At 63.1% G+C, this 25,216-nt stretch carries 22 protein-coding genes and 1 tRNA gene; 9 read left to right on the plus strand and 14 right to left on the minus strand.

The window, feature by feature from the left end; genetic code table 11:
* Window positions 1–302: 302 nt before the first annotated feature.
* Window positions 303–1,439: an FAD-dependent oxidoreductase gene (locus JQ586_RS01145; protein ID WP_212392636.1), complete on the plus strand. Its 1,137-nt coding sequence runs from the start codon at window positions 303–305 to the stop codon at window positions 1,437–1,439.
* Window positions 1,440–2,145: 706 nt separating this feature from the next.
* Window positions 2,146–3,042, plus strand: coding sequence for a LysR family transcriptional regulator (locus JQ586_RS01150; RefSeq protein WP_212392637.1), 897 nt, complete (start codon window positions 2,146–2,148; stop codon window positions 3,040–3,042).
* 10 nt (window positions 3,043–3,052) lie between these two features.
* On the opposite strand, the gene JQ586_RS01155 is transcribed toward JQ586_RS01150, so the two are convergent.
* The 10 genes from JQ586_RS01155 to JQ586_RS01200 all read right to left on the minus strand — a co-directional run bounded on the left by JQ586_RS01155 (window position 3,053) and on the right by JQ586_RS01200 (window position 14,851).
* Window positions 3,053–4,132: an isocitrate/isopropylmalate dehydrogenase family protein gene (locus JQ586_RS01155; protein WP_212392638.1), complete on the minus strand. Its 1,080-nt coding sequence runs from the start codon at window positions 4,130–4,132 to the stop codon at window positions 3,053–3,055.
* Window positions 4,133–4,279: 147 nt separating this feature from the next.
* Window positions 4,280–5,713, minus strand: a complete 1,434-nt coding sequence (locus JQ586_RS01160; protein ID WP_283815406.1) for an aldehyde dehydrogenase — start codon at window positions 5,711–5,713, stop codon at window positions 4,280–4,282.
* Window positions 5,714–5,769: 56 nt separating this feature from the next.
* Entirely contained in the window at window positions 5,770–6,690 is a 921-nt protein-coding gene (locus tag JQ586_RS01165; protein WP_212392640.1) for an NAD(P)-dependent oxidoreductase, read from the minus strand.
* Between the two features lie 15 nt (window positions 6,691–6,705).
* Entirely contained in the window at window positions 6,706–8,199 is a 1,494-nt protein-coding gene (locus JQ586_RS01170) for a sugar ABC transporter ATP-binding protein (protein ID WP_212392641.1), read from the minus strand.
* Window positions 8,200–8,203: 4 nt separating this feature from the next.
* A complete protein-coding gene (locus tag JQ586_RS01175; protein WP_212392642.1) occupies window positions 8,204–9,283 on the minus strand; it encodes a strictosidine synthase in 1,080 nt (359 codons plus the stop codon).
* Complete coding sequence (locus tag JQ586_RS01180) at window positions 9,280–11,400, minus strand: ABC transporter permease subunit (protein ID WP_212392643.1); 2,121 nt, start codon at window positions 11,398–11,400, stop codon at window positions 9,280–9,282. Before JQ586_RS01180 ends, JQ586_RS01175 begins: the two co-directional genes overlap by 4 nt.
* A 50-nt stretch (window positions 11,401–11,450) precedes the next feature.
* A complete protein-coding gene (locus JQ586_RS01185) occupies window positions 11,451–12,464 on the minus strand; it encodes a sugar ABC transporter substrate-binding protein (RefSeq protein ID WP_212392644.1) in 1,014 nt (337 codons plus the stop codon).
* A 54-nt stretch (window positions 12,465–12,518) separates the two neighbouring features.
* Window positions 12,519–13,496 (minus strand): ABC transporter permease, encoded by a 978-nt coding sequence (locus JQ586_RS01190; RefSeq protein ID WP_249147178.1) that lies wholly within the window; start codon window positions 13,494–13,496, stop codon window positions 12,519–12,521.
* Window positions 13,497–13,969: 473 nt separating this feature from the next.
* Window positions 13,970–14,482: an Lrp/AsnC family transcriptional regulator gene (locus JQ586_RS01195; RefSeq protein WP_212392646.1), complete on the minus strand. Its 513-nt coding sequence runs from the start codon at window positions 14,480–14,482 to the stop codon at window positions 13,970–13,972.
* 72 nt (window positions 14,483–14,554) lie between these two features.
* Complete coding sequence (locus JQ586_RS01200) at window positions 14,555–14,851, minus strand: hypothetical protein (RefSeq protein ID WP_212392647.1); 297 nt, start codon at window positions 14,849–14,851, stop codon at window positions 14,555–14,557.
* Here JQ586_RS01200 and JQ586_RS01205 point away from each other — a divergent pair.
* From JQ586_RS01205 to lpdA, 4 genes are read left to right on the plus strand one after another with little or no spacing between them, the layout of a single operon-like run.
* The gene (locus JQ586_RS01205) at window positions 14,851–16,140 is read left to right on the plus strand and encodes a 3-methyl-2-oxobutanoate dehydrogenase (2-methylpropanoyl-transferring) subunit alpha (RefSeq protein WP_249147179.1); all 1,290 of its coding nucleotides are present in this window, start codon (window positions 14,851–14,853) and stop codon (window positions 16,138–16,140) included. The genes JQ586_RS01200 and JQ586_RS01205 overlap by 1 nt on opposite strands.
* A gap of 3 nt (window positions 16,141–16,143) precedes the next feature.
* Window positions 16,144–17,157: an alpha-ketoacid dehydrogenase subunit beta gene (locus JQ586_RS01210; protein ID WP_212392648.1), complete on the plus strand. Its 1,014-nt coding sequence runs from the start codon at window positions 16,144–16,146 to the stop codon at window positions 17,155–17,157.
* Between the two features lies 1 nt (window position 17,158).
* Entirely contained in the window at window positions 17,159–18,424 is a 1,266-nt protein-coding gene (locus tag JQ586_RS01215; protein WP_212392649.1) for a dihydrolipoamide acetyltransferase family protein, read from the plus strand.
* A gap of 4 nt (window positions 18,425–18,428) precedes the next feature.
* Complete coding sequence (gene lpdA, locus JQ586_RS01220; protein ID WP_212392650.1) at window positions 18,429–19,826, plus strand: dihydrolipoyl dehydrogenase; 1,398 nt, start codon at window positions 18,429–18,431, stop codon at window positions 19,824–19,826.
* A 185-nt stretch (window positions 19,827–20,011) separates the two neighbouring features.
* Here the strand turns inward: lpdA and JQ586_RS41450 are convergent, their stop codons facing one another.
* Entirely contained in the window at window positions 20,012–20,239 is a 228-nt protein-coding gene (locus JQ586_RS41450; protein ID WP_212392651.1) for a sigma factor-like helix-turn-helix DNA-binding protein, read from the minus strand.
* A 99-nt stretch (window positions 20,240–20,338) separates the two neighbouring features.
* The gene (locus tag JQ586_RS01230) at window positions 20,339–21,211 is read right to left on the minus strand and encodes a hypothetical protein (protein WP_212392988.1); all 873 of its coding nucleotides are present in this window, start codon (window positions 21,209–21,211) and stop codon (window positions 20,339–20,341) included.
* A gap of 212 nt (window positions 21,212–21,423) precedes the next feature.
* Here JQ586_RS01230 and JQ586_RS01235 point away from each other — a divergent pair, with 212 nt between their 5' ends.
* Window positions 21,424–21,666, plus strand: coding sequence for a hypothetical protein (locus JQ586_RS01235; protein ID WP_212392652.1), 243 nt, complete (start codon window positions 21,424–21,426; stop codon window positions 21,664–21,666).
* Between the two features lie 10 nt (window positions 21,667–21,676).
* Here the strand turns inward: JQ586_RS01235 and JQ586_RS01240 are convergent.
* Both JQ586_RS01240 and JQ586_RS01245 read right to left on the minus strand, forming a co-directional pair.
* A tRNA-Arg gene (locus tag JQ586_RS01240) sits at window positions 21,677–21,753 on the minus strand.
* A 99-nt stretch (window positions 21,754–21,852) separates the two neighbouring features.
* Window positions 21,853–23,361, minus strand: coding sequence for an NAD(P)/FAD-dependent oxidoreductase (locus tag JQ586_RS01245; protein WP_212392653.1), 1,509 nt, complete (start codon window positions 23,359–23,361; stop codon window positions 21,853–21,855).
* A 103-nt stretch (window positions 23,362–23,464) separates the two neighbouring features.
* Between JQ586_RS01245 and JQ586_RS01250 the strand changes: the two genes are divergently transcribed.
* A complete protein-coding gene (locus tag JQ586_RS01250; protein ID WP_212392654.1) occupies window positions 23,465–24,109 on the plus strand; it encodes a TetR/AcrR family transcriptional regulator in 645 nt (214 codons plus the stop codon).
* Window positions 24,110–24,119: 10 nt separating this feature from the next.
* Complete coding sequence (locus tag JQ586_RS01255; protein ID WP_212392655.1) at window positions 24,120–25,202, plus strand: zinc-binding dehydrogenase; 1,083 nt, start codon at window positions 24,120–24,122, stop codon at window positions 25,200–25,202.
* Window positions 25,203–25,216 lie beyond the last annotated feature (14 nt).

The raw sequence follows: 25,216 nt of genomic DNA on the forward strand, positions 1-25,216 counted from the left end.
GCGCAGCAGTTCTGGAGAATTGGCTTATCCTTCGTGATAACAATGGCTTATCTTTCTCCAAATCCGCGGTCCCGAGGAGCTCGCGACAAAATTGCAAAGCAATTTTGCGCTGAAGCGACGAAGCAATCCACCGGTCCGCATATGCGACGCAATGGATTGCTTCACTTCGCTCGCAATGGCGGCAAACATGCAATCTCGATCGAGCACGATGACCTCCGATCTTCACGTCATACCCAGGCCTTCTATTCGGGAGAAACCGGAGCGAGAATGTCGGCGTTGTCGACCGGATCGGAGGAGCCGCCATGCGAAAGTGCGATGTCGCCGTCATAGGCCTCGGCCTGATGGGAAGCGCGGCCCTCGATGCCTTGCTCGATTCGGGCGTCGATGCGCTGGGTTTTGATCCTGTCGGCCCGGGCTCGAATCGCGGCTCATCGCACGGCTCCTGCCGGATATTTCGCCGCTTCAATTTCGAGAATTCCAACTACACCGCACTGAGCGACGAGGCTCACGCCGGCTGGATGCGACTCCAGAACGACCACGGGAAAACCATCCTCACGCCGACACCGGTGCTCGAGGCCGGCCTCCCCGGCTCCAGGATGGTCGCGGCTTCGCGCGCTGCGACCATCGGCAAGGGCCTTCCGGATCCTGTGTTGACTCCAGCCGAGGCGAACCGGAGATTTCCGGCTTTTGACCTTCCCGATGGCTGGGACGTGGTCGTGCAGGACGGTGGTGCCATCCTGCGGACCGAGGTCGTCATGGAGATCATGCGCGCGCGAGCCGGCGACCGCGTCATCACCGAAGCGGCGCAATTCGAGCCGCGCCAGGACGGCGTGTCGATCAGGACGGCAAACGATGCGTTCTTTGCCGAACGCGCCATCCTGGCTCTCGGTCCATGGCTCGGCCGTGCGCTGCCGAAGCTCGGCTCCCTGCTTCGGATAACGCGCCAGGCGGTCGGCTGGTTCAGGCCCGCCAGGCCCGCATCGGTGGAGCTCGGTCGGTTGCCTATTTTCATCCTCGAGCGCGGCCCCAACGATGTCGTCTACGGCTTTCCGAACTTCGAATCGCGCGGCGTCAAGGCGGCGCCCCACAATCACGGTCCGGCGGTCGGTCCCGACGATTGGGATCCGCCGGCGACTGACCGCGAACTGGGCCCGGTCAGTGAGGCCCTGGCCACCCTGGTGCCGGGCGCAGCCGGACCGATCGTCGATCGCGACATCTGCCTCTATACAAACACACCGGCTGCCGATCGCCGACCGGATCAGGGCGAGGAGTTCATCATCGATCGATGGCCTGACACCCGGCTGGTCGTCTGTTCGGCCTGCTCCGGACATGGTGCGAAATTCGCTCCGGCAATCGGGCAGAGGCTCGCGCGCCTGGCGACCGATCCGACCTTCGAGGCCGAACCCTTTTTTCGCCTGTCACGATATTCGGCCTTCTGACCGCCACGACGCGGGCAGCACTCGCCAGGTCGTCTTGCTGTTCGAAAGAACTAAAATGGCGATGCCGGGAAGACTCGCACTTCCGACCTGCGGTCCAGGAAAACCACCGCGCTCTTGCGCACGGTCCTCGACGCCGTCTGCGTAAACGTCTCTCGCGACGAGACGGGCGCGCGAACCCACGTGGCCTCGAAGATCCGGGAGGCTGCTCGGCAGGGCATGAAATCGCGCGACGGCCTCAGGGAGGACATGGCGATACCTGCCAGCAGCGGACGCGATTGGTCGGACTGCTCGAACCGTCCGGGGGGCGCGCGCTCGGGGCCTGAACATCTTTTCGCAAGGACTATCCAGGTGTCCGGGACGGACAAACGGGATATGATACGGACGCAGTCCAACCCTTCTTGCGAGAGCGCAAAAAATATCGGAAGACGGCAATGCCGAAGATGGATAGCAGGCCAGCCGCCTCGCCGATGCATCCAGAGGAAGCGCGCTTTCAGCGGCGCGCTATTGCGAGGCGCCGCGCTGCTTGGGCTTCCCAGCCCGATCTTTGCTGCATCGCAATCTCTTTGCGAATGCCGTCGCGACGGTCGGAATTTGCGGCCCGATATGCGTGCCAATCGCCGCCCGATATTAAGGGACCGATCCAGTACACGGAGGCCTCGTCCATCCACGTCAAATGCGCGGAAACGCAGAAGCAGGACATCAAGACTTGTCGAACATCAATCTCAAGCTTCTCCATACCTTCCTGCTTGCAGCCGAGCACGAAAGCTTCCGCAAAGCTGCCGAGGAATCGAACCGGTCTCCTTCTGCGGTCAGCATGCAGGTCCGCGACCTGGAGGAGCAGATCGGCGTACTTCTGTTTCGCCGAACACCGCAAAAGGTCATGCTCACGCCCGAGGGCCGAATCCTGTTCGAGCAGGCAAAGCGCGCCCTTCAGGAAGTGCAGTCCGGGCTCGACTTGCTGACTGAATCGGCCCAGTCCCGCAGCCGTCACATTCGAATGGCGTGCGTTCCGACACTTGCGTCCGGATGGCTTCCCAACATCCTTGCCATGTTCAAGGTCCGCTACCCGCGAAGCCAGGTGCAACTCATGGAGATATCCACGGCGCCGATGCTGGAACTGCTGAAGCGGCAGGATGTCGAATTCGGCATTGGTCCGCAGTTGCCGAGCATGGAGGACTTCGAGTTCGAGCCGATCCTCGACGATCCCCTTTATGCCTGCGTACCGCCAGCGTTCGACGGCGGGCAGTCAAGCATCGGCTTCGCTGATCTCGTCGACAAGCCGGCAATCCTGTTGTCAAAGTCGACCGCAGTCAGGGGGCTGATCGACGAGACGCTTGAGACGCTTGCGATCCGCCTCGATGTCCAGTTCGAAGTCCAGGCGGCCACGACGGCGGTCGCCCTGGCGGCCTCCGGCCTCGGCGTTGCAATCGTACCGCGGGTCGCTCTGGTACAGGCTGGCGCGCAGCAGTTTCGTGTGATCCCGATCTCCGATCATGTCAGAGTTCGCCAGATCGGTTTGATCACCGGGCGCGGGCAGATCCGACGCCCGAACACCGAGCAATTGATTGCACTGATCCGGTCGAGCCTCGCTCAGCTTGGCTGAGGCCCGGCGCTCACAACAGCTTCAAGAGAGCATCCACGACCTGCCTCGTCGTTGCGGTGCCGCCGATGTCACGCGTCCTCAGCGCAGCGTCCTCCAGCCCGGCGCGAGCCGCCGCCTCGATCCTGTCGGCACCCAGCCGCAGCCGGCCGTCCTTGTGGCGCTGATCCAGGCGCCGCAGCATCAAAGTGGATGCCAGAATGGTCCCGTAGGGATTGGCGAGCCCCTTTCCTGCAATATCGGGAGCTGAGCCGTGCGAAGCCTGGAACAGACCAACGCCGGCGCCAACTTCCTCCGACGGAGCAACACCCATGCCGCCGATCGTTGCTGCGCCGAGATCCGAGATGATGTCGCCGAACATGTTCTCGGTGACGATGACGTCGAAATGGGACGGCTTGTTGATGAGATGAACCGTCATCGCGTCAACAAGGACGTGTTCGGCTTCGATGTCGGGATATTCCCTGGCGACCTCATCGAAGACCGCACGGAAGAACGCATAGGTCCGCAAGACATTAGCCTTGTCGCAGCACGTCACGCGCCGCCGCCCGTCCTTCGGCGAACCGTTTCTCGTTCTTGCAAGTTCGAACGCAAAGCGGACCACACGCTCGATGCCCTTTCGGGTCTGGACGAGGGTGTCGACGGCGACTTCTTCCCTGAGCAACGCGCCTGCGCCGCGCGCGGCGTAGAGTCCCTCGCTGTTCTCTCTTACGATGACGTAGTCGATCGGACCTGGACGTCCAAGAGGCGACGGGACGCCCTTGTAGAGCTTGATGGGGCGCACATTGGCAAACAGATCCAGCTTGAAACGCAGCTGCAAGGTGAAATCGAGGCCCGCCTCGGTCCCGTCAGGATGAACCACACCTGGAATGCCGGCTGCGCCGTGCAGGACGGCGTCGGCCGCGCGGCAGCCCTCAAAGGAGCTTGCCGGGAACGAATCTCCCGTTTCAAGAAAATGAGTGGCCCCTGCCGGATATTCCTCGAACTGAAGCGTGCCGGCCTGGACACCGGCTTGCAACACTTCGAGCGCCGCACCGGCGACTTCGGGTCCGATGCCGTCTCCGTGCACGACCGCAATCTTATAACTGTCCTTCATGATACTCGCTCGGTGAGTTGAATCTCGGGGTGGTCACGTCATGTCCGTCGCGGCGGCGATTGCGCGCGTCGGCGCACCGCCGGTTGGATCAAACGGTCGATGGGGCACATGTCGTCGCGACTGAGCGCGAACCCGAAACTGTCCGGGTCAGTCCAGCTTGATCCAGACCCCCTTCGTGTTCAGGTATTCGTCGAGCTGTTCGGTGCCGCCTTCGCGACCATATCCGCTCATCTTGTAGCCGCCGAACGGCAAAGCGGGATCGATGGCGTGATAGGTGTTCACCCATACCGACCCCGCGCGGAGACCACGCGAAACGATATGGGCCTTGCTCACGTCGCGCGTGAAAACACCCGCCGCGAGCCCGTATGGCGTTGCGTTGGCTCTTTCCACGGCCTCATCGAGCGTGTCGAAGGGCAGTGCGGAAATGACGGGACCGAAGATTTCATCACGGGCGATCTGCATGTTGTCGGAAACGCCGGCGAAGACGGTCGGCTCGACGAAGTTGCCTTTCGCGAGATTACCTTCCCTTAGTCTCCGGCCTCCGGTCACGATCTTCGCGCCCTCGTCGCGTCCGCTCTTCAGGAAGCCTTCGACCTTGTCGAGCTGTCGCTCCGAAACGAGAGGTCCGATCTCGGTCGAGGGATCGGCACCGTCACCGATTTTCAGCGCCGAAGCAAACTTCCCGAGCCGTTCGACCAACTCGTCGTGGATCGCCCGCTCGACGAACAGGCGGGAGCCGGCGATGCAGATCTGGCCCGAGTTGGCGAACGCTGCCATCGCGGCGATCGGCACCGCTTTGTCGAGATCCGCGTCGGCGCAGACGATGACAGGCGACTTTCCGCCGAGCTCGAGGGACACCCGCTTGAGGTTGCCGGCAGAGGCGCGGATGATTGCCTGGCCGGTGGCAGTGGACCCCGTGAAGACGATCTTGTCGACACCGGGATGTTCGGCCAGAGGCGCACCCGCCTCGGGGCCGGTCCCGGTCACGACGTTGACGACACCGGGCGGCACGCCCGCCTCGTTCATCAGATCCGCGATCAAAAGCGGCGTCAGCGGCGCCTCCTCGGAGGGCTTGAGCACGATGGTGCAGCCGGTCGCAAGCGCCGGTCCGATCTTCCATACCGACGCAGCCGTTGGCGCGTTCCAGGGGATGATCGCACCGACCACGCCGACGGGCTCCTTCCGCGTGAACGAGACGATGTCGCCCGGAAGCGAATTGTCGATTGTCTGCCCGTGAATCGCGGTCGCCATGCCGGCGTAGTATCTGAGCATGCCAAGCACGCGAAGCTTGTTCGCCCGCGTCCTGACGATCGGCATGCCCATGTCGGTGGTGTCGGACTGGCTGATCTCCTCCCAGTGCCTCTCGAACAGATCGGCGATCCGCAGGAGCAGAGCTTGTCGCTCGAACGGCTTGAAGCGACTCCAGGGTCCCACGAAGGCGCGGCGGGCGGCGGTGACGGCGAGACCGATGTCGCCGGCATCCCCACGCGGGACACGACCGATCACTTCGCCGGTCGCGGGGTTGCGCGTCTCGAAGAGTTTCCCCGAGCGGGCCTCGACCCACGCGCCATCGATGAACATCTTGCGAGTTCGGCCGTCTACTGGAAATCGGATAGTCATCTGGCTACTTCCCTGTCTCAACAGTCATTCTCCGCCTGGGCTACCGGCTTTGTCTTGCGAAACAGCCGCGCCAGGTCCGAAATGTAGGCTTGGCCGTGACCGTTTTCGACCACGGCCGCGATCGCGACGCCAACACCGTCGGCGATCGCCCTGGATGCTCCGGCGCTGCCCGCCATCGTCTGGTAGTAGGCGATATCCTTCAGCGCATTGCCGATGAAGAACGGGACCGTGCCGGTGTCACCCATCACGATTGCAGGCGCCATGCGCTGGAGCGCAACGCCAGCTCCGCCTCCCTTGGCGAGGACATCGACGAAAATCGCCGGATCGACGCCTGCATCGGCAGCCTGCGCCGCGGCTTCGCCGAGCAGCGCCATGAAGCCGATCGACACGTAGTTATGCAGCAATTTGAGCCGATGGCCAAAGCCCACCGCGCCGACATGTTCCACGCCTTCGGTGAAAGAGGCAAGGACTGCGCGGACTCTGCGAAGATCGGCGTCGTCGCCGCCGACCAGAAGGTTCAGCGTTCCTTCTTCCGCATGCCTCGCCGTGCGCGTCATCGGCGCATCGAGGAAGCGTCCACCCGCCGCCTGGACGGCGGCGGCCATCCGCAGTGTCGATTCCGGCAATGCCGTCGAACAATCGACAATGACGGTCCCTTTGCGGAGGCGGGACAGAACGCCCACCTCGCCGGTGAGGATCGCTTCGACCTGGGGCGATCCGGTCACGCAAAGGATGATCACATCCGAGGCGTCGGCGACCTCGCCGGGAGTCTTGCAGGCCGTGGCACCGAGGCCGATGAGATCGTCAACGGGCTGATTGCCTGGATGATCGAGAAAGGCCAGAGGAAAGCCACCCCGTGCCAGGACGTTCTTTGCGATTCCATGGCCCATCAGGCCGACACCGACAATTCCGACCCTCATCGCAGCAATCTCATTCATCGTTCGAGCAAGTCCCTAGTGAACGGCAGCGTACATGATCTGCTGCTCGGTCGCATCGCTCGCCTTGATCTCTTCGACGATCTTGCCGCGCTTGGCGACCAGGATGCGGTCCGAGAGTGCCAGCACTTCCGGCAGGTAGGAGGAGATCACGACAACAGCCAAGCCTTGGTCAGCCAGCCCGTTGATGAACTGGTGGATCTCGACGATGGCTCCGACGTCGACGCCGCGGGTCGGCTCGTCGAAGATGACGAGCTTCGGCTTCTGGATCAGCGACCTCGCAATGACGACCTTCTGCTGGTTACCACCGGACAGCTCGATCACTCTAGCCTTTTCGTTGATCGACCGCAGCTGCAGTCGGCTGGCCCATTGCCGGGCCAGTTCCTTCGCCTGCGCCATCGAGATGATCGACAACGGGTTCGAGAAGCGCGAGAGTTCGCCCAACTGGAGGTTCTCGGCCACCGTCATCGTCTCGAAGAAACCGTCGAACTTGCGATCTTCCGTGACGTAGACGATGCCGTCGCGCACCGCCTTGCGCGGCACCCGGTAGCGGACCGATTTTCCGCAATAGTTGATCTCGCCGCCATGGAAAATGTCGCGCTTCAACCCTCCCGCGACCACCCTCATCATTTCGGTGCGGCCGGCGCCGACCAGGCCGAACACACCGGTCACCTGTCCGGCGAAGATCGAGAAGGACGTATTGCGCACCATCGTGCCTGAGGAGAGGTTCTCCACACTGAGCACCCGTTCTCCGTAAGGTCTCGCCGTCCGGCCGTGGTCGCCATGCAGGGTCTCGGTCAGATTGCGACCGACCATCGCCTGAACGATCGTCTCACGCGTGAATGCCGCCTTGACATCCGAAGCGACGAGCCGCCCGTCCCGGAGAATTGTAATGCGGTCGGCGAGCTGAAGCGCCTCTTCAAGCGCGTGCGAAATGAAGATGATCGCAACCCCATCGGCCACCAGGCGCCGGATCAGGTTGAAAAAGTGCCGCTTCTCTTCCGGTGTGAGCGTTGCCGTCGGTTCGTCGAAGATGATCACCTTCGCCTTGTGATGGACCGCGCGCGCGATCTCCACCATCTGCTTTTGAGCTGCGCCCAGCTGCGCGACCTGCGCTGTGGGATCGACCTGAAAGCCCATCCCGGCGAGGAACTGCCGCGCCTGGATGTAGAGCCCCCTCAGCCGATTGAAGGTCTTCTCCTCGCCGAGATAGATGTTTTGAGCAACCGTCATCGACGGAACGAGATTGGTCTCCTGGTAGACCATGACGATGCCGTTTTGCAATCCTTCAGCAGGCGTCGACAGGCGCACCGGCACGCCATTCAGAAGCATCTCTCCGGAGGTGAGCTTGTAGACGCCGGCCAGGACCTTCGTCAGCGTTGATTTGCCGGCACCGTTCTCGCCCAGGATTGCGTGAACCTCTCCGGGCGATACTGCGAAATCGACCTCCTGGAAAGCCGGGATCTTCCCAAAGAGCTTCGATCCGTTGCGGATCTCCAGAATGGGCTGCATTCGATTACTCCGAGAGGACCGCCATTGCATCGCGAATCTCCAGCACTGCGTTCGAACCGCGGCTCGCGACATAGAGGGCGCCGCCGCATTCAACGGCGGCGACCACCCCATGCCGCGTGCCATCCGCGCGAGAGTGGAAGGATCCGATCGGTGTCATGTTCGCGTCACAGCACGCCACCAGCCCGTAGGATCGCGTGACGGAATAGGGTTTCAGGATGCCCATCTGCTTGAGCTGGCTTCCTTGCATCGGCTCCTTGAAGCTGTGCCCGGAACGGAGCGAAGGCGCCATCCAGTGCTCTTCCGGCAGCTCGTTCACCATGCGCGTCCTGTACTCGTCCTCGCGCAGGATGAATTCGACGAGCTGGTTGCGCACCGAATAGAAGCAGAGCCATACGCCGCCCGCCGCCGAACGCGTCAGGCGAGCAGGATAGCCGGGTAGGCCAGCGATGAGCTCAAGGCTCTTGCCGTCCGGAAACGTCACCGCAAGAATGCGGTGCCGCAGACATTCGGAGACAATCACCCGGCCGGCCGTCGCCACCACGCCGGCCGGCCAGCCCAGTCCGGTCGTTAGAATCGAGACCTTGTCCTTCGCGAGGTCGACGAGCACGATCGACCCCGAATTATCGTGCGTCATCAACGCGCGCCGCCAGTCGAACGCGCCCAGGCGCTTCGATCCGTTACACACGGCAAGCGTCGACTCATCCAGCCAGGCGATCGCGGTCGGGCACTGCAAGACATCACCGGGAGGCTTCACCACCTTGCCGTCGAAGCGGCCGTTCCGCACGACGATACCCTCGCGATCCAATCCGATCGCAAGCGCCTCACCCAGTCCGGCCATCGCCGAGATTGGCGCATCGAACCCGGTCACTCTCTCCGGCCCCGAGGAGGCCGGCCGGAGACGAAGCAGCTCGGACCCCCTCGAGGCAAAAAGATCGGCGCCGAGCGCCACGAGATTATCGACCTCGTCGACTTCACAGAGGACCGGAGCCAATTCGAGCTTCTGGTTTGGCAGGAACGGACCGTCGAGCACGGGCACCGTGACGGCTCCCTCGCGACGCCCCAGAAGTTTGTCGATCCATTTCACGAGCGGTGGCCCCAATAGCTGTCAACGCCGCAGAACGAAGGATCTGCGCCCTGCAACCGGTAAGTCCCCATCCGGTTGTTGAAGATCCCGCAGAGATAAAGCACGCCCTTGTGCTCTCGCATCGAGGTGATCATCGGATGCTTCTGGCCACCCTGATCCCAATAGCTTTCGAGGACCTCGCCCTGCTCGTTGAACTTGAGCACGCATCCGGTATTCAGGTTCGGCATCAGCCAGGCGTCCTCGGAACACCGCCGCGACATCCTCTTTCGGAAGCCCGGCATTTCAAGCGACAGGTCGAGCGCGGGCGTGCGCATCCCCATCAAGGCCAGCCAGTAGGTCCCGTCGGACGCGCGATTGATGTTGTCGGGATAGCCGGGCAGGTTCGGGATGACGACCTCCACCCGGCCCTTCTTTGGTCCATCAAAATAGTACCGGCTGATCCGGCACGCCCAGCTCTCCGCGAACAGCAGGGACCGGTCGTCGTAGGACATGCAGATGCCGTTCGGGAACACCAGGTTCTTCAGGACCGTTCGGGTCTTTCTGGTCTTCGGTTCGTAGCGAATGATGCGGCCGTTGCCGCGGCTCTCGAGTGCGTCGGAATACCAGTCGTGCATCTCGAACCGCGTCGTCGCCTCGCTGAAGTATATCGAGCCATCCGGCGCGATATCGAGATCATCCGCGAGCTTCATGTTGGAATCGTCGATGATCGACAGCAGGCTTCGGTTCGTCTCGGCAGTGAGCCGATGCACCGTGCCGTTCATCTCGACCTGATAGAGGCCCATTCCCGCGACGCAGATATTGAGATGCCCGTGGCGGTCGAACGCCATCCCGAGCGGCGAGCCGCCGATATGCGCCAGAACCTCCCAGCGCTGGTAGTCGGGCGGAAACCAGCGCAGGATGTCGCCGTGCCGGCTGCCCGTGTAGAGGTTATCGTCACGATCGAAGATGACGTCCTCGGCGCCCTCCAGAATGCCAAGGCCGATGACGCCGACATCGCGCAGCTTGTCGTTCGGCGCCATGGCGCCGGCTCGCGGGTCCGTCGAAACGGAGTCCGGCATCCGGGCGTAGGCGGGAGAGATGTAGACGCTTCGCAGCACCTTGTGGCGGTTCTTGACCCAGCGCACGTCAAGGAAGACGGCGGCGACAAGGATCAGGCCCAGGACGAGATCCGCACCCGGACCGGAAATCGCGAGCGCGAGGAAGCTGTTCGACAGGAGCAGCACGAACACGGCGCCCATGGTCGCCTTCGAGACCGTGCCTCGCCCTCCGCCAAGCGAGATGCCGCCCAGCACCGTGGCTGTGAGTGCCTGCAATTCGAGCCCCGCGCCGACGTCCGACGCCGCGCTTCCAATGCGGCTCGCAAACAGGAAGCCGGACAGGGCGACGAGGGTGCTGCAGCAGACGTAAGCGCTGAAGATGGTCCAGCGGACGTTGATACCCGCATTGTAGGCGGATCGGCGCGCGCCGCCGACAGCGAGAAGGTGCCAGCCATATCGCGTGCGGGAGAGGACGATGTGAATACCGATGGCAATCACCGCCGTTATCAGGAACGAAACCGGCAGCAGGCCGATCTGTGCGGTGCCGAGATATTCGAAGACCGCGGAATCGGACATGTTGGTCACGATGGCCGTCGAGAATTGCGGAAAGACGATCTCGAACAATGATCGAAAGATGATGAGCGTGACGAGTGTCGTGAGGAACGCCCGCATCCTGATGTAGCCGACAAGAAATCCGTTCAGGGCGCCGCAAAAGGCCCCGACCGCCAGCGCGGCAACGAGACCTGTGCCGGCGCTCCATCCCTCGACGTTCATGCCGATCAGCGACATCAGCACGGAGAGCGCGAACACCGAGCCGACGGACAGATCGATTCCGCCCGAGATCATCACGATCGCAAGTCCGAGAACGATCAGCCCGAACTCGGCAATCTGGCGCGCGAGGTTGCCGAGCGTCGTCCATTCGAAGAAATGCGGGACGAACGGCCCGAGACAAAGGACGAGCAGCGTCAGCGCCAGAAACGGGATCGCGCTGTCGACCCATTTCTTGGTGAGAACCTCCCCGATCACGTGATCGGGGAGAAGCTTGTAGCGCCACCGAACGATGTCAGTCGAAAAGCTCATCTGGCCTGTTCCATGCGCGCAGCGGCTGAAGGCCGTCGCGCGCCTCCTTCTCACTTGAGTTCGTCGAGCGTCCAGCAATTGCGGTCTGTCGCGTTGGTCTTGTCGACGCGCGTGATTGGCCCGAAGAACACGTCCTTGACAGAAGCAGCCTTGCGGTTCGGCTGGAGCAGCTCGGAGATCTGGCCTGCCGCGATCTCACCCTGGATATCGGCGTGGAAGTTGTAGATGACCGTCAAGAGGCCCTTCTTGATGCTGTCGCAGCCGGTCTGGCTGCCCGCACCGTTGGTGACGATCGTGACCTGGCCGCTCTTGCCTGCGGCCGCCACGGCGGCTCCGGCGCCCACCTCGGCGTTGTCCCAGATGCCCATCACGCCGCAGAGGTCGGGATGCTGCTGGAGCACCGTCGCGGTGATCTGGCGCGCCTTGTCGGAATCGTAGTTGGCGGCCTGGTCGGATACGAGTTGCAGGTCCGGATTTGCGGCGAGCACCTCGTTGATGCCTTGGCGCATGTAGATGTTGGCCGCACCGGTCTCGACGCCCGCAAGCCAGACGACCTTGGTGGACGGACCCTTGCCCTTGGCGCACGCCTTGGCGAGCTCGCCCATCTCAAGGCGGCCCATCTCGATCCAGTCGTTGCCGACATAGGAGTCGGTCTGGGTCGCGGACTGCATGTTGACCTGAAGCACCGGAATTCCGGCATCCTGAGCCTGCTTCAACTGACGCGCGTAGGTCTGCACGTCCGGGTTCTGCACGATCAGCAGATCGGGCTTCTCGGCGATTGCTCCCGTCAGGGCACGAATCCCCGCCTCGGTGTTCATGTTCGGATCGCGCACCTCGAGCGTGAAGCCATAGCGTGCGGCATGCCGCTGCCACACCGTCACCCAGGCCTGGTTGAGATCGAAGCCCTGCGAGATCGGAACGAAGATCACCCTCTTGCCCTTGAGGGCTTTGAGATAAGCCTCCCTCCCGACCTGCTGCACGTCCGCCGCGATGCTCGGCGTCGCGGATGCAAGGCCCCCGAGCACGAGGCCCGTCAGCAACAATTTGCGCAGAATAGAAACCATGATCTCCTCCAGATTAGAAGTTCTTGTACGTTTGAGGTTTTTCAGTCGTCCGCCCTAGATGTCGCCGCTCTGCGACGTCTGCTCGTCGCGCGGATTGAGCACGGCATCGATCGCCAATGCAGCCAGCAGGATCACGCCCTTGATGAGGTTCTGGGCCGTGAAGCTGACGTTGAGAATCGTCATGCCGTTGGTGAGGACGCCGACCAGGATCGTGCCGACGATCACGTTGCGGACACCACCCTGCCCGCCGCTCAGGCCGATTCCGCCGAGCACGACGACAAGCAACACGTCGTAGATCAGCGTCGAATTGTACAAGCGGGTATTGATCCCGGAGACCACTGCACACATCAGTATGCCGGATAGAAAGGCGATGAATGCGCTGGCGGCATATTGCGAGATGATGACCGGGCGCGTCGGCAGTCCGATGGTCCGCGCGGCAAACGGATTGTCGCCGGTGGCGTAGATGAACCGTCCAAAACGGGTCTTGCGCAGAAACAACGCGACCAATCCGGCCAGCAACGCCGCTGCGCAGACCGAGACGGGAATGCCGGCAATCGTCCCTGTCCCCAGGAACGTGAACCAGTCATACCCCGTAGGGGCATAGACCACGTCCGATTTGAAGACGATCCGTCCGGCGCCATAGACCACCGATGCAAGGCCCAGGGTCGCGAAGATCGGCGGCACGTCGGCCACGGCGACAAGCGTGCCCGTGCCGATACCGACCATGATGACGAGGAGCCCGCCCACCACAAGCGCCCAACCGAAGGGCAAGCCGTTAGCCGACAGCCAGATGCTGAACGCAACGCCGATCACCATGACCGCGATCATGGTCAGGTCGATGCCGCGTCCCACCACGACCAGCGCCATGCCGACGGCGAGGATGCCGAGCGTGGCGACGTTGTTCAGAAGCGTGAGGATGTTTCCGGCGGTGAGGAACTTCGGCAGGAAGAGCGAGAAGGCCCCGATCAAGACGACCGTGATGCAGAAGATGACCTCCTCCTGCGTCAACCTGAACGACGGAAATCCGGGCATCAGACGCTCCGAGCGGTTCATTGTCCGATCCAGTGTTGCAGGTACGGGCCGCTGCCGGCGTCACCGAATTTGGATGCACGACCGAGCCGAGCTCCCGCGCAGAATTGACCGCTCGCGATCATCGTTTCCTCGCCTGCAACAGGCTTTGCTTTTGGTGGGGCAAGATGAGCGGCGTCGCCCTGCTTCATGCAAGGCGCTTTTTCTGACCCCCTGTTTGGTTTTTCTGATCTACCGGCGTTTCTCGCCTGCATCGGGTGAGCCACGAGGTCGCTTGCGTCACGCACAGGCGCAGCGTCGAGGTTCGCATCGGTCGATCGGCAAGAAGGACAGGCGCCGGGAGCTTTGGTGCGATCGAGCTATGTCGGCATCATCGGCAAGAACACCGCTTTCTGACGAGGCGCACTCTTTCAACTCGAACGCGGGGAGAGGACGTCACCGGGTGGCGCGTTCCTCCTCGCCGCGGACGCATTCGACTAGACCTGCACCGAGGTCAGCTTTTTCAGGCAGCGCAGCGCGAACGATGACCGGCTGTGGCGGATGCCCGGAATGCGGTAGAGCTTTTCGCGAAGAAAGCGTTCGTAGCCGGCGGTACTTTCGACCGCGACCTTGACCAAATAATCGTATTCGCCGGTGGTGAGATAGGCCTCGATCACCTCGGGAAAGTCCGCAAGCAGTTGGCCGAAACGTTCGAGCAACTCCTCGTCGTGACGATCGAGCGTCAGCTCTATGATGACCGTTTCTGGCAGACCGAGCTTGTCCTGATTGAGCAGCGCGACGTAACCATCGATATAGCCCTGCGTCTCGAGACGCTTCAGCCTGTTCCAGCACGGTGTGGTGGAGAGCCCGATCCTGTCGGCGAGTTGCGCCGTCGTCAGGCGCGCATCCTGCTGCAGGGCACGCAGGATCTTGCGATCGATCTCATCGAGCCGAAGCGCGTCCTTGCGCGGAGCCTTGACCGGCCTCGAGCCACGTCCGACCGGCGCCATACCAAGAACTCCATTCCAGTTTCGTTGCCATTATGCAGAAAATATATACTGCGTTTTCACGCTATACCCAGATCAAAAGAACAACAATCCCGATTTTTGCCAGTACAATATACTGACAAAAATGAGATCCATGCGGTGTTTTTTCTCGAACTCCAGACCAGCGATATGCACGCCGCACTCGGCCGCCTGCTCGACCAGACACGCGTCGCCGGGCTTCGGCTCGCTGCCGTCAGCGCTCGGGCGGAGGCGAACGCATTCCGGATCTCGGCTTCCATAGACATCAGTGACCGCGACGCCATCGATCGACTCGCTCGCCGTATCGGCGCATTGTTCTGCATCGATGCGATCGAGGTGAGAGGTGAATGCCAATGTCCGACCCCAACCTCACGCGTGAAACTGTGATCCCGCAGCGCGAGGCAGTTCAATCCGCCGAGTATGCGCCTCTGAAACTGCACGTGCCCGAACCCGCGGTGCGCCCGGGCGGCACGCCCGATTTTTCCAACATCCGGATCCCGCGCGCAGGCCAGGTCGATCGTCCCGCCATCGACGTGGACGCCGAGGCGATACGTGACCTCGCCTTTTCCGTGATCCGCGTGCTCAATCGCGACGGCGAGGCCGTCGGTCCCTGGGCGGGAGCGCTCTCGGACACCGAACTGCTCGAGGGCCTGCGCCACATGATGATTTTGCGCGCATTCGATGCGCGCATGCAGACGGCACAGCGCCAGGGCAAGACATCGTTCTACATGCAGCATATGGGCGAGGAGGCCGTGAGTTGCGCCTTCCGCAAGGCGCTACGTCCGGGCGACATGAATTTTCCGACCTACCGCCAGGCGGGGCTGCTGATTGCCGGAGGCTACTCCCTGGTCGAGATGGCCTGTCAGATCTACTCCAACACGCACGATCCCCTGAAGGGGCGCCAGTTGCCGGTGATGTATTCCTCCAGGGAGCACGGCTTCTTCTCGATCTCCGGCAATCTCGCCACCCAATACATCCAGGCGGTCGGCTGGGCGATGGCGTCTGCGATCAAGAACGACACCAAGATCGCAGTTGGCTGGATCGGCGATGGGGCAACCGCCGAATCCGACTTCCACGCCGCGCTGGTGTTCGCCTCGACCTATCGCGCGCCGGTCGTGCTCAACATCGTCAATAATCAATGGGCCATCTCGACCTTCCAGGGCATCGCGCGCGGCGGCTCCGGCACGTTCGCTGCGCGCGGTCTCGGCTTCGGCATTCCGGCGCTGCGCGTCGACGGCAACGACTACCTCGCAGTCCATGCCGTGGCGAAATGGGCCTGCGAACGCGCACGCCGCAATCTCGGTCCGACCCTGATCGAGCACGTGACCTATCGCGTCGGCGCGCATTCGACCTCGGACGATCCTGCGGGCTATCGGCCGAAGACGGAATCCGAGGCCTGGCCGCTGGGAGATCCTGTGATCAGGCTGAAGAACCACCTGATCGTGCGCGGCGCCTGGTCGGAGGAACGGCACAAGCAGACCGAGGCCGAGATCCTCGACACCGTGATCGCAGCGCAGAAGGAAGCCGAAGGCTACGGCACGCTCCACTCCGAGCAGCGGCCTTCGGCGCGCGATATGTTCGAGGGTGTGTTTGCCGAGATGCCGCCACATCTGCGCCGCCAGCGCCAGGAAGCCGGAGTCTGAACCATGACGCGGCGGACCATGATCGAGGCGATTCGCGACGCGATGGATGTGATGATGTCGCGCGACAGCGATGTCGTCGTGTTCGGCGAGGACGTCGGCTATTTCGGCGGCGTGTTTCGCGCCAGCCAGGGCCTGCAAGCGAAATACGGTAAGAGCCGCTGCTTCGATACCCCGATCAGCGAGCTCGGCATCGTCGGCGTCGCAGTGGGCATGGCGGCCTATGGCCTGAAACCCTGTGTCGAAATCCAGTTCGCCGACTACATGTATCCGGCCTACGACCAGATCGTCTCCGAAGCCGCGCGGCTGCGCTATCGCTCCAACGGCCAGTTCACCTGCCCTCTCGTGGTGCGCATGCCGACCGGCGGCGGGATTTTTGGCGGCCAGACGCACAGCCAGAGCCCGGAAGCGCTGTTCACCCATGTCTGCGGTATCAAGACGGTGGTGCCGTCGAACCCGCGCGACGCCAAGGGTCTCTTGATCTCGGCGATCGAGGATCCTGACCCCGTGATCTTCCTCGAACCGAAGCGGCTCTATAACGGTCCGTTCGACGGTCATCATGACCGGCCGGTGACGCCATGGTCGAAGCACGATCTCGGTGAAGTCGACGATGGACACTATGCGATTCCGCTCGGCAGCGCCGCGATCCGCAGGCAGGGCGAGGCCGTCACCATCCTCGCCTACGGCACGATGGTTCACGTCGCCGAGACCGCCGTGGCCGAAGTCGGCATCGATGCCGAGATCATCGATCTGCGCTCGCTGCTGCCGCTCGACCTCGACACCATCGAAGCTTCGGTCAAGAAGACCGGACGCTGTGTCATCGTGCACGAGGCGACGTTGACCTCCGGATTCGGTGCCGAGCTCTGCGCACTGGTCCAGACGCGATGCTTCTATCATCTGGAAGCACCCATTGCGCGCGTCGCCGGCTGGGACACGCCCTACCCGCACGCGCAGGAATGGGACTACTTTCCGGGCCCTGCGCGAATCGGCCGCGCGCTGATCGAAACACTGGAGGCTTGAAATGGCCGAGCGCGTGGTCAGGCTGCCCGACGTCGGCGAAGGCATCGCGGAAGCCGAGCTCGTGGAATGGCACGTGAAGGTCGGCGATGTCGTGCGCGAAGATGCCGTGCTCGGCGCCGTCATGACAGACAAGGCGACGGTCGAAATTCCCTCGCCCGCCGACGGACGGGTCACGTGGCTCGCTGGCAATGTGGGCGACGTTCTCGCCATCGGCTCGGACTTCGTTCGACTGGAAGTCGACGGCAAGAGCGCGCCGGCGACGGAGGCCGTGAAAGTCGCATCACCCGCGGCAAGCGCTTCGGCCAAAAAGCCTGAACATGCCGCAAGCGCCCCGCGCGTGCCGGCGAGCGAGCCGCCCGACGCACCGAGGGCGCAGCCCTCAGCAGGCCCGCTCCACCACGCCGGCGACCGGCCTCTGGCCGCCCCGGCGGTTCGGCTCCGCGCGCGGGAAGCAGGCGTCGACTTGCGTCGGGTTCGCGGCACGGGCCCCGCCGGGCGCATCACCCACGACGACCTTGATGCCCATCTCGCGCGCGGCGGTACAGCGACGCCCTATCCGACGCAAACCGCGGTAACCGACATCAAGATCGTCGGCTTGCGCCGCAAGATCGCCGAGAAGATGTCGATTGCGAGCTCGCGCATTCCGCACATCACCTATGTCGAAGAGGTCGATGTCACCGCGCTCGAGGATCTGCGCGCGAAGCTCAACAGCCAGAAGCAGCCCGGCAAGCCCAGGCTGACATTGCTGCCGTTCCTGATGCGCGCCATGGTGCGTGCGATCGCCGAGCAGCCGCATCTCAATGCGCATTTCGACGATGAGGCCGGGATCGTTCACCAGCACGCAGGCATTCATATCGGGATCGCCACGCAAACGCCGACCGGCCTGGTGGTCCCCGTTGTCCGGCATGCGGAAGCGCGCGAGCTCTGGAGTTGCGCCGCCGAGGTCACGCGGCTCGCGGAAGCGGCCCGGAACGGCAACGCCACCCGCGACGAGCTCACCGGCTCGACCATTACGATCACATCGCTCGGTGCGCTGGGCGGGCTCGCGACGACACCCATCATCAATCACCCGGAGGTCGCGATCGTCGGCGTCAACCGCATCGCAATCCGTCCGCACTGGGATGGCGCTGCCTTCGTGCCGCGGCAGATGATGAACCTGTCGTCCAGCTTCGATCACCGGGTGATCGATGGGTTCGATGCAGCCCGGTTCGTGCAGCGTATCAAGCAGCTCCTCGAGACACCGGCCATGATCTTCATTGACGCATAGGACGATGACCGAAATCACCTGCAAGCTCCTTGTCATCGGCGCGGGCCCCGGCGGCTACACCTGCGCGATCCGTGCCGGCCAGCTCGGCACCGATACGATCATTGTCGAGGCCGAAAAGCCGGGTGGAACCTGCCTCAATGTCGGCTGCATTCCTTCCAAGGCTTTGATCCATGCAGCCGGTGAGTACGAAACCATTGCGCGCGCCGCGGAGGGCGAGAGTGCGCTCGGTATCTCCACGGCGAAGCCGTCGCTCGACTTCGCCAGGACCATCGCCTGGAAGGACAATATCGTCCGGCGCCTGAACGGCGGCGTGGCCGGTCTTTTGAAGAGGGCCGGAGTCAGGTCCGTGGCCGGGTACGCCCGTTTCCGCGACGGCAAGACCGTCGAGGTCGAAACGCAATCCGGCCGGCAGATGATCCATGCAGAAACGGTGGTGATCGCGACCGGCTCCGAGCCGGTTGCGCTGCCGTTTCTTCCCTTCGGGGGTCGCGTGATCTCCTCGACGGAGGCTTTGGCGCTAACCGAAATCCCCAGGAAGCTCGTCGTGGTCGGCGGCGGTTACATTGGCCTCGAGCTCGGCACGGCGTTCGCGAAAATGGGCGCGGCCGTCACGGTCGTCGAGGCCGCGCCACGCATTCTCCCGCAATACGACTGCGACCTGAGCGACCCCGTCGCAAGGCGCCTGACCGCGCTCGGGGTCACGGTTCTGACGGGCGCGAAAGCGAAAGCGCTCGTCGCGGACGGCACGGCGCTCGCAATCGAGACTGCCAGTGGCGAGCAGACATCACTCGAAGCCGACAAGATCCTTGTTACGGTCGGCCGCAGGCCCGCGACAAGCGGCTTTGGCCTCGAGACTCTTGATCTCGACATGGACGGACCTTTCATCCGGATCGACGACCGATGCCGCACCTCGATGCACGGCATCTCCGCGATCGGAGACGTCACGGGAGAGCCGATGCTGGCACACCGCGCCATAGCGCAGGGCGAGATGGTGGCTGAGATCGTTGCCGGCCGCCGCCGCGCCTGGGACCGGATTTCGATCCCGGCGATCTGCTTCACCGATCCCGAGATCGTCACCGTCGGCCTGTCACCGAGCGAGGCGAGCAGCAAGGGTTTCGACGTCAAGACAGAGCGCTTTCCGTTCAAGGCCAACGGCCGCGCACTGACGCTGGATCGGGAAGACGGCTTTATCCGGACCGTCGTGCGAGCCGACAATCATCTCCTGTTGGGTGTCCAGGGCGTTGGCACCGGCATCGCCGAGCTTTCGGCGGCCTTCAGTCTTGCGCTGGAGATGGGCGCGCGCCTGGAGGATGTCGCCATGACCATCCATGCGCATCCAACCCAAAGCGAAGCCTTTCACGAGGCCGCGCTGAAGTCGCTGGGTCACGCGATTCATATCTAGAGCATGGTCCGGAAAAGTGTGTAGCGGTTTTCCCTCGTGACAAACGCGGAACGCGTTTGCGCGGAGATCATGCTCAAACAATGAATCAATGCGTCATAACGATTCAGCCTTATCTCATCGCCTTTGGATGCGACATCTAAGTCGACAACCATCGGAAACACACAGCCAGTACCCCTCGCGGGCAATCATCGTGTGCGATCAGGTGATCTGCCCTCACGCAGCCGTGCGATCTTCCGGCGCGCTCGACTGATTTGGCTTTTGACAGTGCCAAGAGGAAGGTCGAACGTTTTGGCGAGATGCTCATAAGTGCAGTGTTCGTTCACAAAGGTTGTAAGCAAACGACGCTGCCGAGCCGACACCGCGTCCAGTTCGGCATCGGTAAAGTCCCTCGTAGTGTCAGCAACCCTGGTCATTTGACCACATCCCTCCTCGAAAACGAGCGATAGGCTTAGTGAGGCAGCCTCATCCGACCGGGAGTTGAGGTCGGAGAGACCCGTCGAAGCCAACTCCGCCTACGGCGTCGTCACTCTTGGCGCACTCCGTCCGGCAGGGGACATCCATTCAGGGAGCGGCGCGCCGATCCGGTGCCGACCACCCGCAACTGCAGCAGCCCAGGCGCTCACGGCTCCAAGGAGGGTGGCCGCCGCGATCGAAAACGCCAGGATGATGGTGCTGCGACGCAAATGAGAGATCGCAGCATTCGAACTCGCAATCGCCTGATCGACACGCCGCTCGGCGTCGCTGGCCGAAAGGCCCGTCAACGTCTGGACCTGCTGAGTGAGAAACGTTCGATCATCGCCGTTTACGCCACTGTGGCTCGACGCGGTCATGAGAATCCGGCCCGCCTCGGCACGTTCGGTGCTCAAGTCAGCGTTCGGAGGACGACGTGGCGAACGCAAGAGCCGATCGAGCTCGTAGCTCAGAAGCGGTTCAGCCGAGGTCGACTTTTGCATGACCAGCGATGACGTCGGATGATTGAGTGCGGCAGCGCTCACAATTGCCGTCAGGCCGGCGCCGACGATAACCGCGAGCGCCCAGGCCGTCAGGCCATGAAGGCCATCGCTTGTTTCCGTCTCCGGGTTGCCGGCGACTTCGACATTGCCATGGGCCCGCCCCGCAATGTACCCCCCGATGCCGAAACTGACGATTGCCAGCAGGATCAGATAAAGGCCCGAGAGCAGCGACAACGCGACGGATGCGTCTCGCCACGTCGGCGAGGTCGAGCTGACGCCAAGACCGATGGTGACGCCAAAGCTTATCAAGATGAAGGCAAATGCAGCCGCGGCGAAAGCTCCGGCGACGATTGGCGTCCATCGCAGATATCGGTGTTGATCGGGAAGCGAAAGCGCCTCGTCTGCGACGAGCGTGGGAGATTCGATACTCATGGTCGATTCTCTCAGCGCAAACCAAAGAACGAAAGGATAAACAGTATCACGACGATCAGACCAACGAGATAGATCAGCTGGTTCATTTCGATCCTCCTCCAGTTCCTCCCCGGGCTGATAATCGCAGGTGGTTTGGAAGGTTCCTGTTCGATCCCGATGGTTCTGCGCAGCGTGTAGCCAGAGGTTCCCGTAGCGGGCGACCGAGAACACTGATGTTCGTGCAGGATCTACGGCAGCGCGTGATTGGCGCCGCGCAGCTACTCGCCATGCGATATCAAGGAGCTGTTCGATCAGGTAAAGTCGTTCGCAACCGCAGCGTCGGCAAAGAGATTTCAGCGCCATCGCACGGAGCCATCTGGATCGGCTCGTCGCCCCGTCGCCGCGCCTCCAGGCGTCCAACAGCGCGCGCCCTTGTCCGCGATCCGCCTGGAGCTGATCTTGTTGAACTGGTGTGACCCGACGAGATGGCGATCCCGGGAAGACTCGAACTTCCGACCTACGGTTTAGGAAACCGTCGCTCTATCCGGCTGAGCTACGGGACCGCGAACCCGCTGGCGCGGGCGTGGCATCCCATAGCAGAGACGGTGCCGGATCGCTAGTCCGCGCCGGTCATCGGCAGGCGCCGACCGGCGCTCCGGTTCCTAGGCGACCTGCCTTGCCGGCGCCGGGTCCGCACCGGCGGCCGCGGCTGCTCGCCGCGCCGGTCGATACTCGATCGCCTCGTCCTTCATCGAGCCGAAGCGCAGGCTGACGATGTCGAGCGCGTAGTTCTGGTAGAGCCGCCAGGGCCGGCGCGAACCCTGCTTGGGGAATCTCTCCATCGCGCGCTGCACGTAACCGGAGGAGAAATCGACCCATGGCATTTCGGTGACGGAGGGATCGTTCCGCCGCGGCGTCGCTTGCGCGTAGCCGTTGGCCTTCATGTAGTTGAGCATGCGGCAGACATACTCGCAGGTCAGGTCGCATTTCAGCGTCCACGACGCGTTGGTGTAGCCGAAGGCGGAGGCGAGGTTCGGCACGCCCGAATACATCAGGCCCTTGTAGTTCATGGTCTTCGACAGATCGACATCAGCGCCGTCGACACTGAGCGCGAGCCCGCCAAGCACCTGCAGATCGAGGCCGGTCGCCGTCACCACGACATCGGCGTCGAGTTGATTACCGGATTTCAGTTTGATGCCGGAAGCCGTGAAGGTCTCGATCTGGTCGGTGACGACAGACGACCTGCCGCTCCGGATCGAGTCGAACAGGTCGCCGTTCGGCACCAGGCAGAGCCGCTGGTCCCACGGCTTGTAACGCGGCGTGAAATGAGTGGCGACGTCGTAGTCGGGGCCGAGCGCCTGGCGCACGCCGCCGAGGATCAGGTTCTTCACCCGCTCCGGATCGCGCTTGCAGAGCCGGTAGAAGTACATGCCGAGCAACACGTTCTTCCAGCGGGTGATGCCGTAGGCGAGCTTGGCCGGCAGCCGCGCACGCAGCCAGTCGGCGATCTTGTCCTTGTCGGGACGCGAGACGACATAGGTCGGCGAGCGCTGCAGCATCGTGACATGCGATGCAGCCTTGGCCATCTCCGGCACCAGGGTCACGGCGGTGGCACCGCTGCCGATCACCACGACCTTCTTGCCGGCGTAGTCGATGTCCTCGGTCCATTGCTGCGGATGGACCACGCGGCCGGCGAAATCCGAAACCCCGGGGAAATCGGGCGTGTAGCCGTGCTCGTATTTGTAGTAGCCGCTGCACATGAACAGGAAGTTGCAGGTGAGACGCTCGATCGTCTTCTCGGGCCCGCGCTCGACCTCGACCGTCCATCGCGAGTCGGCCGACGACCAGTCGGCGCTGATGACGCGGTGGTTGAAGCGGATCTTCTTGTCGATGCCGTAGATGCTCGCGGTCTCGCGCACATATTTCAGGATCGACGATCCGTCGGCGATCGCCTTCGGCTCGGTCCACGGCCGGAACGAATAGCCCAGCGTGTACATGTCGGAATCGGAGCGGATTCCGGGATAGCGGAACAGGTCCCAGGTGCCGCCGATGCAATCGCGGCCCTCGAGGATGGCGTAGCTGCGGTCCGGGCAGTTGGTCTGCAAATGATAGCCGGCGCCGATGCCGGATAGGCCCGCACCCACGATCAGCACGTCGAAATGACCGGACATTCGCTTGGCCCTCCCTTGGGCAACCGTTCCTGGCTAACGTTTTGACAATCTATCTTGTCAGATACCTTGACATCTGACAATGCATCATGTCAATACTCTTTTCATGGGAAGCAGCCGCAAAGCCCGCCTCTATGGCGGCATGGACGCCGAGGAACGCCGCGCCGAGCGGCGGCTCAAGCTGATCAACGCGGCGGTCGAGGTCTATGGCGAGGTCGGTTACCGCGGCGCGACCGTGAAGGCGATCTGCGAGGCCGCCGAGCTCACCGAACGCTATTTCTACGAATCCTTCGCCAACAGCGAGGCGCTGCTGATCGCGGCCTACAACCATGTCGTCGGCCATCTGCATGACGAGATGGCGGCGGCTGCGAACGCGGCGGGCCATGATGCCGAGCAGCGGTTGCGCGCCGCGCTGACGCTCTATTTTACGCGGCTGAAGCAGCATCCGAAGCCCGCGCGCGTGTTCCTGCTCGAGATATCGGGCATCAGCGCCGCGGTCGACGCGGTCAAGCTCGACGCCTTGCGCGACTTCAGCGACCTCCTGGTGCCCGCGATCGACGCGAAGCGGGGCGACAGGAACTCGACCGCGGCGCTGCTCTCCAGCGGCATGGTCGGTGCGGTCATCACGATCGCGCTGCGCTGGGTGTCGAAGCAATATCCGCAGACGATCGAGGACGTCGTCGCGATCGCCGCGGGATTCTGCCGCGTCGCGCTGACCGAGGCCGGCAAAAACAGACTGCGTTCAGTGTAGGGGACGGACCATGCGCGCCGCCGTGTTCAGGAACGGAAACATCGTCACCGATACGATTCCCGATCCCGTGCCGGCAGCAGGACAGGTGCTGGTGAAGACGCTGGCCTGCGGCATCTGCGGCTCCGACCTGCATGCGCGCAAGCATGCCGGCCACACCACGAAACTAATGAAGCATTTTCCCGGCCGCAAGCCGATGGACCTGTCGCGCGACATCGTGTTCGGTCACGAATTCTGCTGCGAGGTGCTCGACTACGGACCTGCGACCCAGAAGCGGTTCAAGCCGGGCACCCGCGTCTGCTCGATCCCGGTCCTGCTCGGTGCGGGCGGGCCGCAAGGCATCGGCTATTCCAACGACATCGCCGGCGGCTATGCCGAGCGGATGCTGCTGAGCGAGCCGTTGATGATCGAGGTGCCGAACGGCCTCGCCGCCGAGCACGCCGCGCTGACCGAACCGCTCGCGGTCGGCCTCCACGCGGTGGCGAAGGCGAACGCGCGCGGCGACGAAGTGCCGCTGGTGATCGGTTGCGGACCGGTCGGCCTTGCGGTGATCGCCGCGCTCAAGCTGCGCGGCCTGCATCCGATCGTGGCATCGGACTACTCGCCGGCGCGGCGCGCACTCGCCGCCAGGATGGGCGCCGACGTCGTGGTCAACCCGGCGGAGACGCAGCCGTTCACGGCCTGGGCTCAGCATGCCGAGATGACGCCGGAGCAGAAGGCGGCGCGGCCGCCGTTCCAGGCCTTCCTGCCGCCGCTGAAGCCCGGCCTGATCTTCGAATGCGTCGGTATTCCCGGACTGTTGCAACAGCTGTTCGAGGGCGCGCCGCGCGATGCACGCATCGTCGTGGTCGGCGTCTGCATGGAGAGCGATACCTCCGAGCCGCTGCTCGGCGTGCTCAAGGAATTGTCGCTGCAATACGTCTATGCCTACACGCCCGAGGAGTACGCGCTGGCGCTGCGCCTGATCGCCGAGGGCAAGGTCGATGCATCGGCGATGGTCACGGCGACCACCGGGCTCGACGGCGTGGCGCAGGCCTTTGGCGACCTCGCCAATCCCGAGCGTCACACCAAGATCATCATCCAGCCGGATCGTTGACGCGAGCCAGACCG

It is taken from the genome of Bradyrhizobium jicamae, from assembly GCF_018130215.1.
In the GTDB taxonomy this organism is placed as follows: domain Bacteria; phylum Pseudomonadota; class Alphaproteobacteria; order Rhizobiales; family Xanthobacteraceae; genus Bradyrhizobium; species Bradyrhizobium jicamae_A.

Coding starts and splice junctions, on each gene's coding strand:
- JQ586_RS01145 (WP_212392636.1), top strand. CDS start 303: ATGCGAAAGTGCGATGTCGCCGTCATAGGCCTCGGCCTGATGGGAAGC.
- JQ586_RS01155 (WP_212392638.1), bottom strand. CDS start 4,132: ATGAAGGACAGTTATAAGATTGCGGTCGTGCACGGAGACGGCATCGGA.
- JQ586_RS01160 (WP_283815406.1), bottom strand. CDS start 5,713: ATGTTCATCGATGGCGCGTGGGTCGAGGCCCGCTCGGGGAAACTCTTC.
- JQ586_RS01165 (WP_212392640.1), bottom strand. CDS start 6,690: ATGAATGAGATTGCTGCGATGAGGGTCGGAATTGTCGGTGTCGGCCTG.
- JQ586_RS01170 (WP_212392641.1), bottom strand. CDS start 8,199: ATGCAGCCCATTCTGGAGATCCGCAACGGATCGAAGCTCTTTGGGAAG.
- JQ586_RS01180 (WP_212392643.1), bottom strand. CDS start 11,400: ATGAGCTTTTCGACTGACATCGTTCGGTGGCGCTACAAGCTTCTCCCC.
- JQ586_RS01185 (WP_212392644.1), bottom strand. CDS start 12,464: ATGGTTTCTATTCTGCGCAAATTGTTGCTGACGGGCCTCGTGCTCGGG.
- JQ586_RS01190 (WP_249147178.1), bottom strand. CDS start 13,496: ATGCCCGGATTTCCGTCGTTCAGGTTGACGCAGGAGGAGGTCATCTTC.
- JQ586_RS01195 (WP_212392646.1), bottom strand. CDS start 14,482: ATGGCGCCGGTCGGACGTGGCTCGAGGCCGGTCAAGGCTCCGCGCAAG.
- JQ586_RS01205 (WP_249147179.1), top strand. CDS start 14,851: ATGTCCGACCCCAACCTCACGCGTGAAACTGTGATCCCGCAGCGCGAG.
- JQ586_RS01210 (WP_212392648.1), top strand. CDS start 16,144: ATGACGCGGCGGACCATGATCGAGGCGATTCGCGACGCGATGGATGTG.
- JQ586_RS01215 (WP_212392649.1), top strand. CDS start 17,159: ATGGCCGAGCGCGTGGTCAGGCTGCCCGACGTCGGCGAAGGCATCGCG.
- lpdA (WP_212392650.1), top strand. CDS start 18,429: ATGACCGAAATCACCTGCAAGCTCCTTGTCATCGGCGCGGGCCCCGGC.
- JQ586_RS41450 (WP_212392651.1), bottom strand. CDS start 20,239: ATGACCAGGGTTGCTGACACTACGAGGGACTTTACCGATGCCGAACTG.
- JQ586_RS01230 (WP_212392988.1), bottom strand. CDS start 21,211: ATGAGTATCGAATCTCCCACGCTCGTCGCAGACGAGGCGCTTTCGCTT.
- JQ586_RS01235 (WP_212392652.1), top strand. CDS start 21,424: ATGTTCGTGCAGGATCTACGGCAGCGCGTGATTGGCGCCGCGCAGCTA.
- JQ586_RS01245 (WP_212392653.1), bottom strand. CDS start 23,361: ATGTCCGGTCATTTCGACGTGCTGATCGTGGGTGCGGGCCTATCCGGC.
- JQ586_RS01250 (WP_212392654.1), top strand. CDS start 23,465: ATGGGAAGCAGCCGCAAAGCCCGCCTCTATGGCGGCATGGACGCCGAG.
- JQ586_RS01255 (WP_212392655.1), top strand. CDS start 24,120: ATGCGCGCCGCCGTGTTCAGGAACGGAAACATCGTCACCGATACGATT.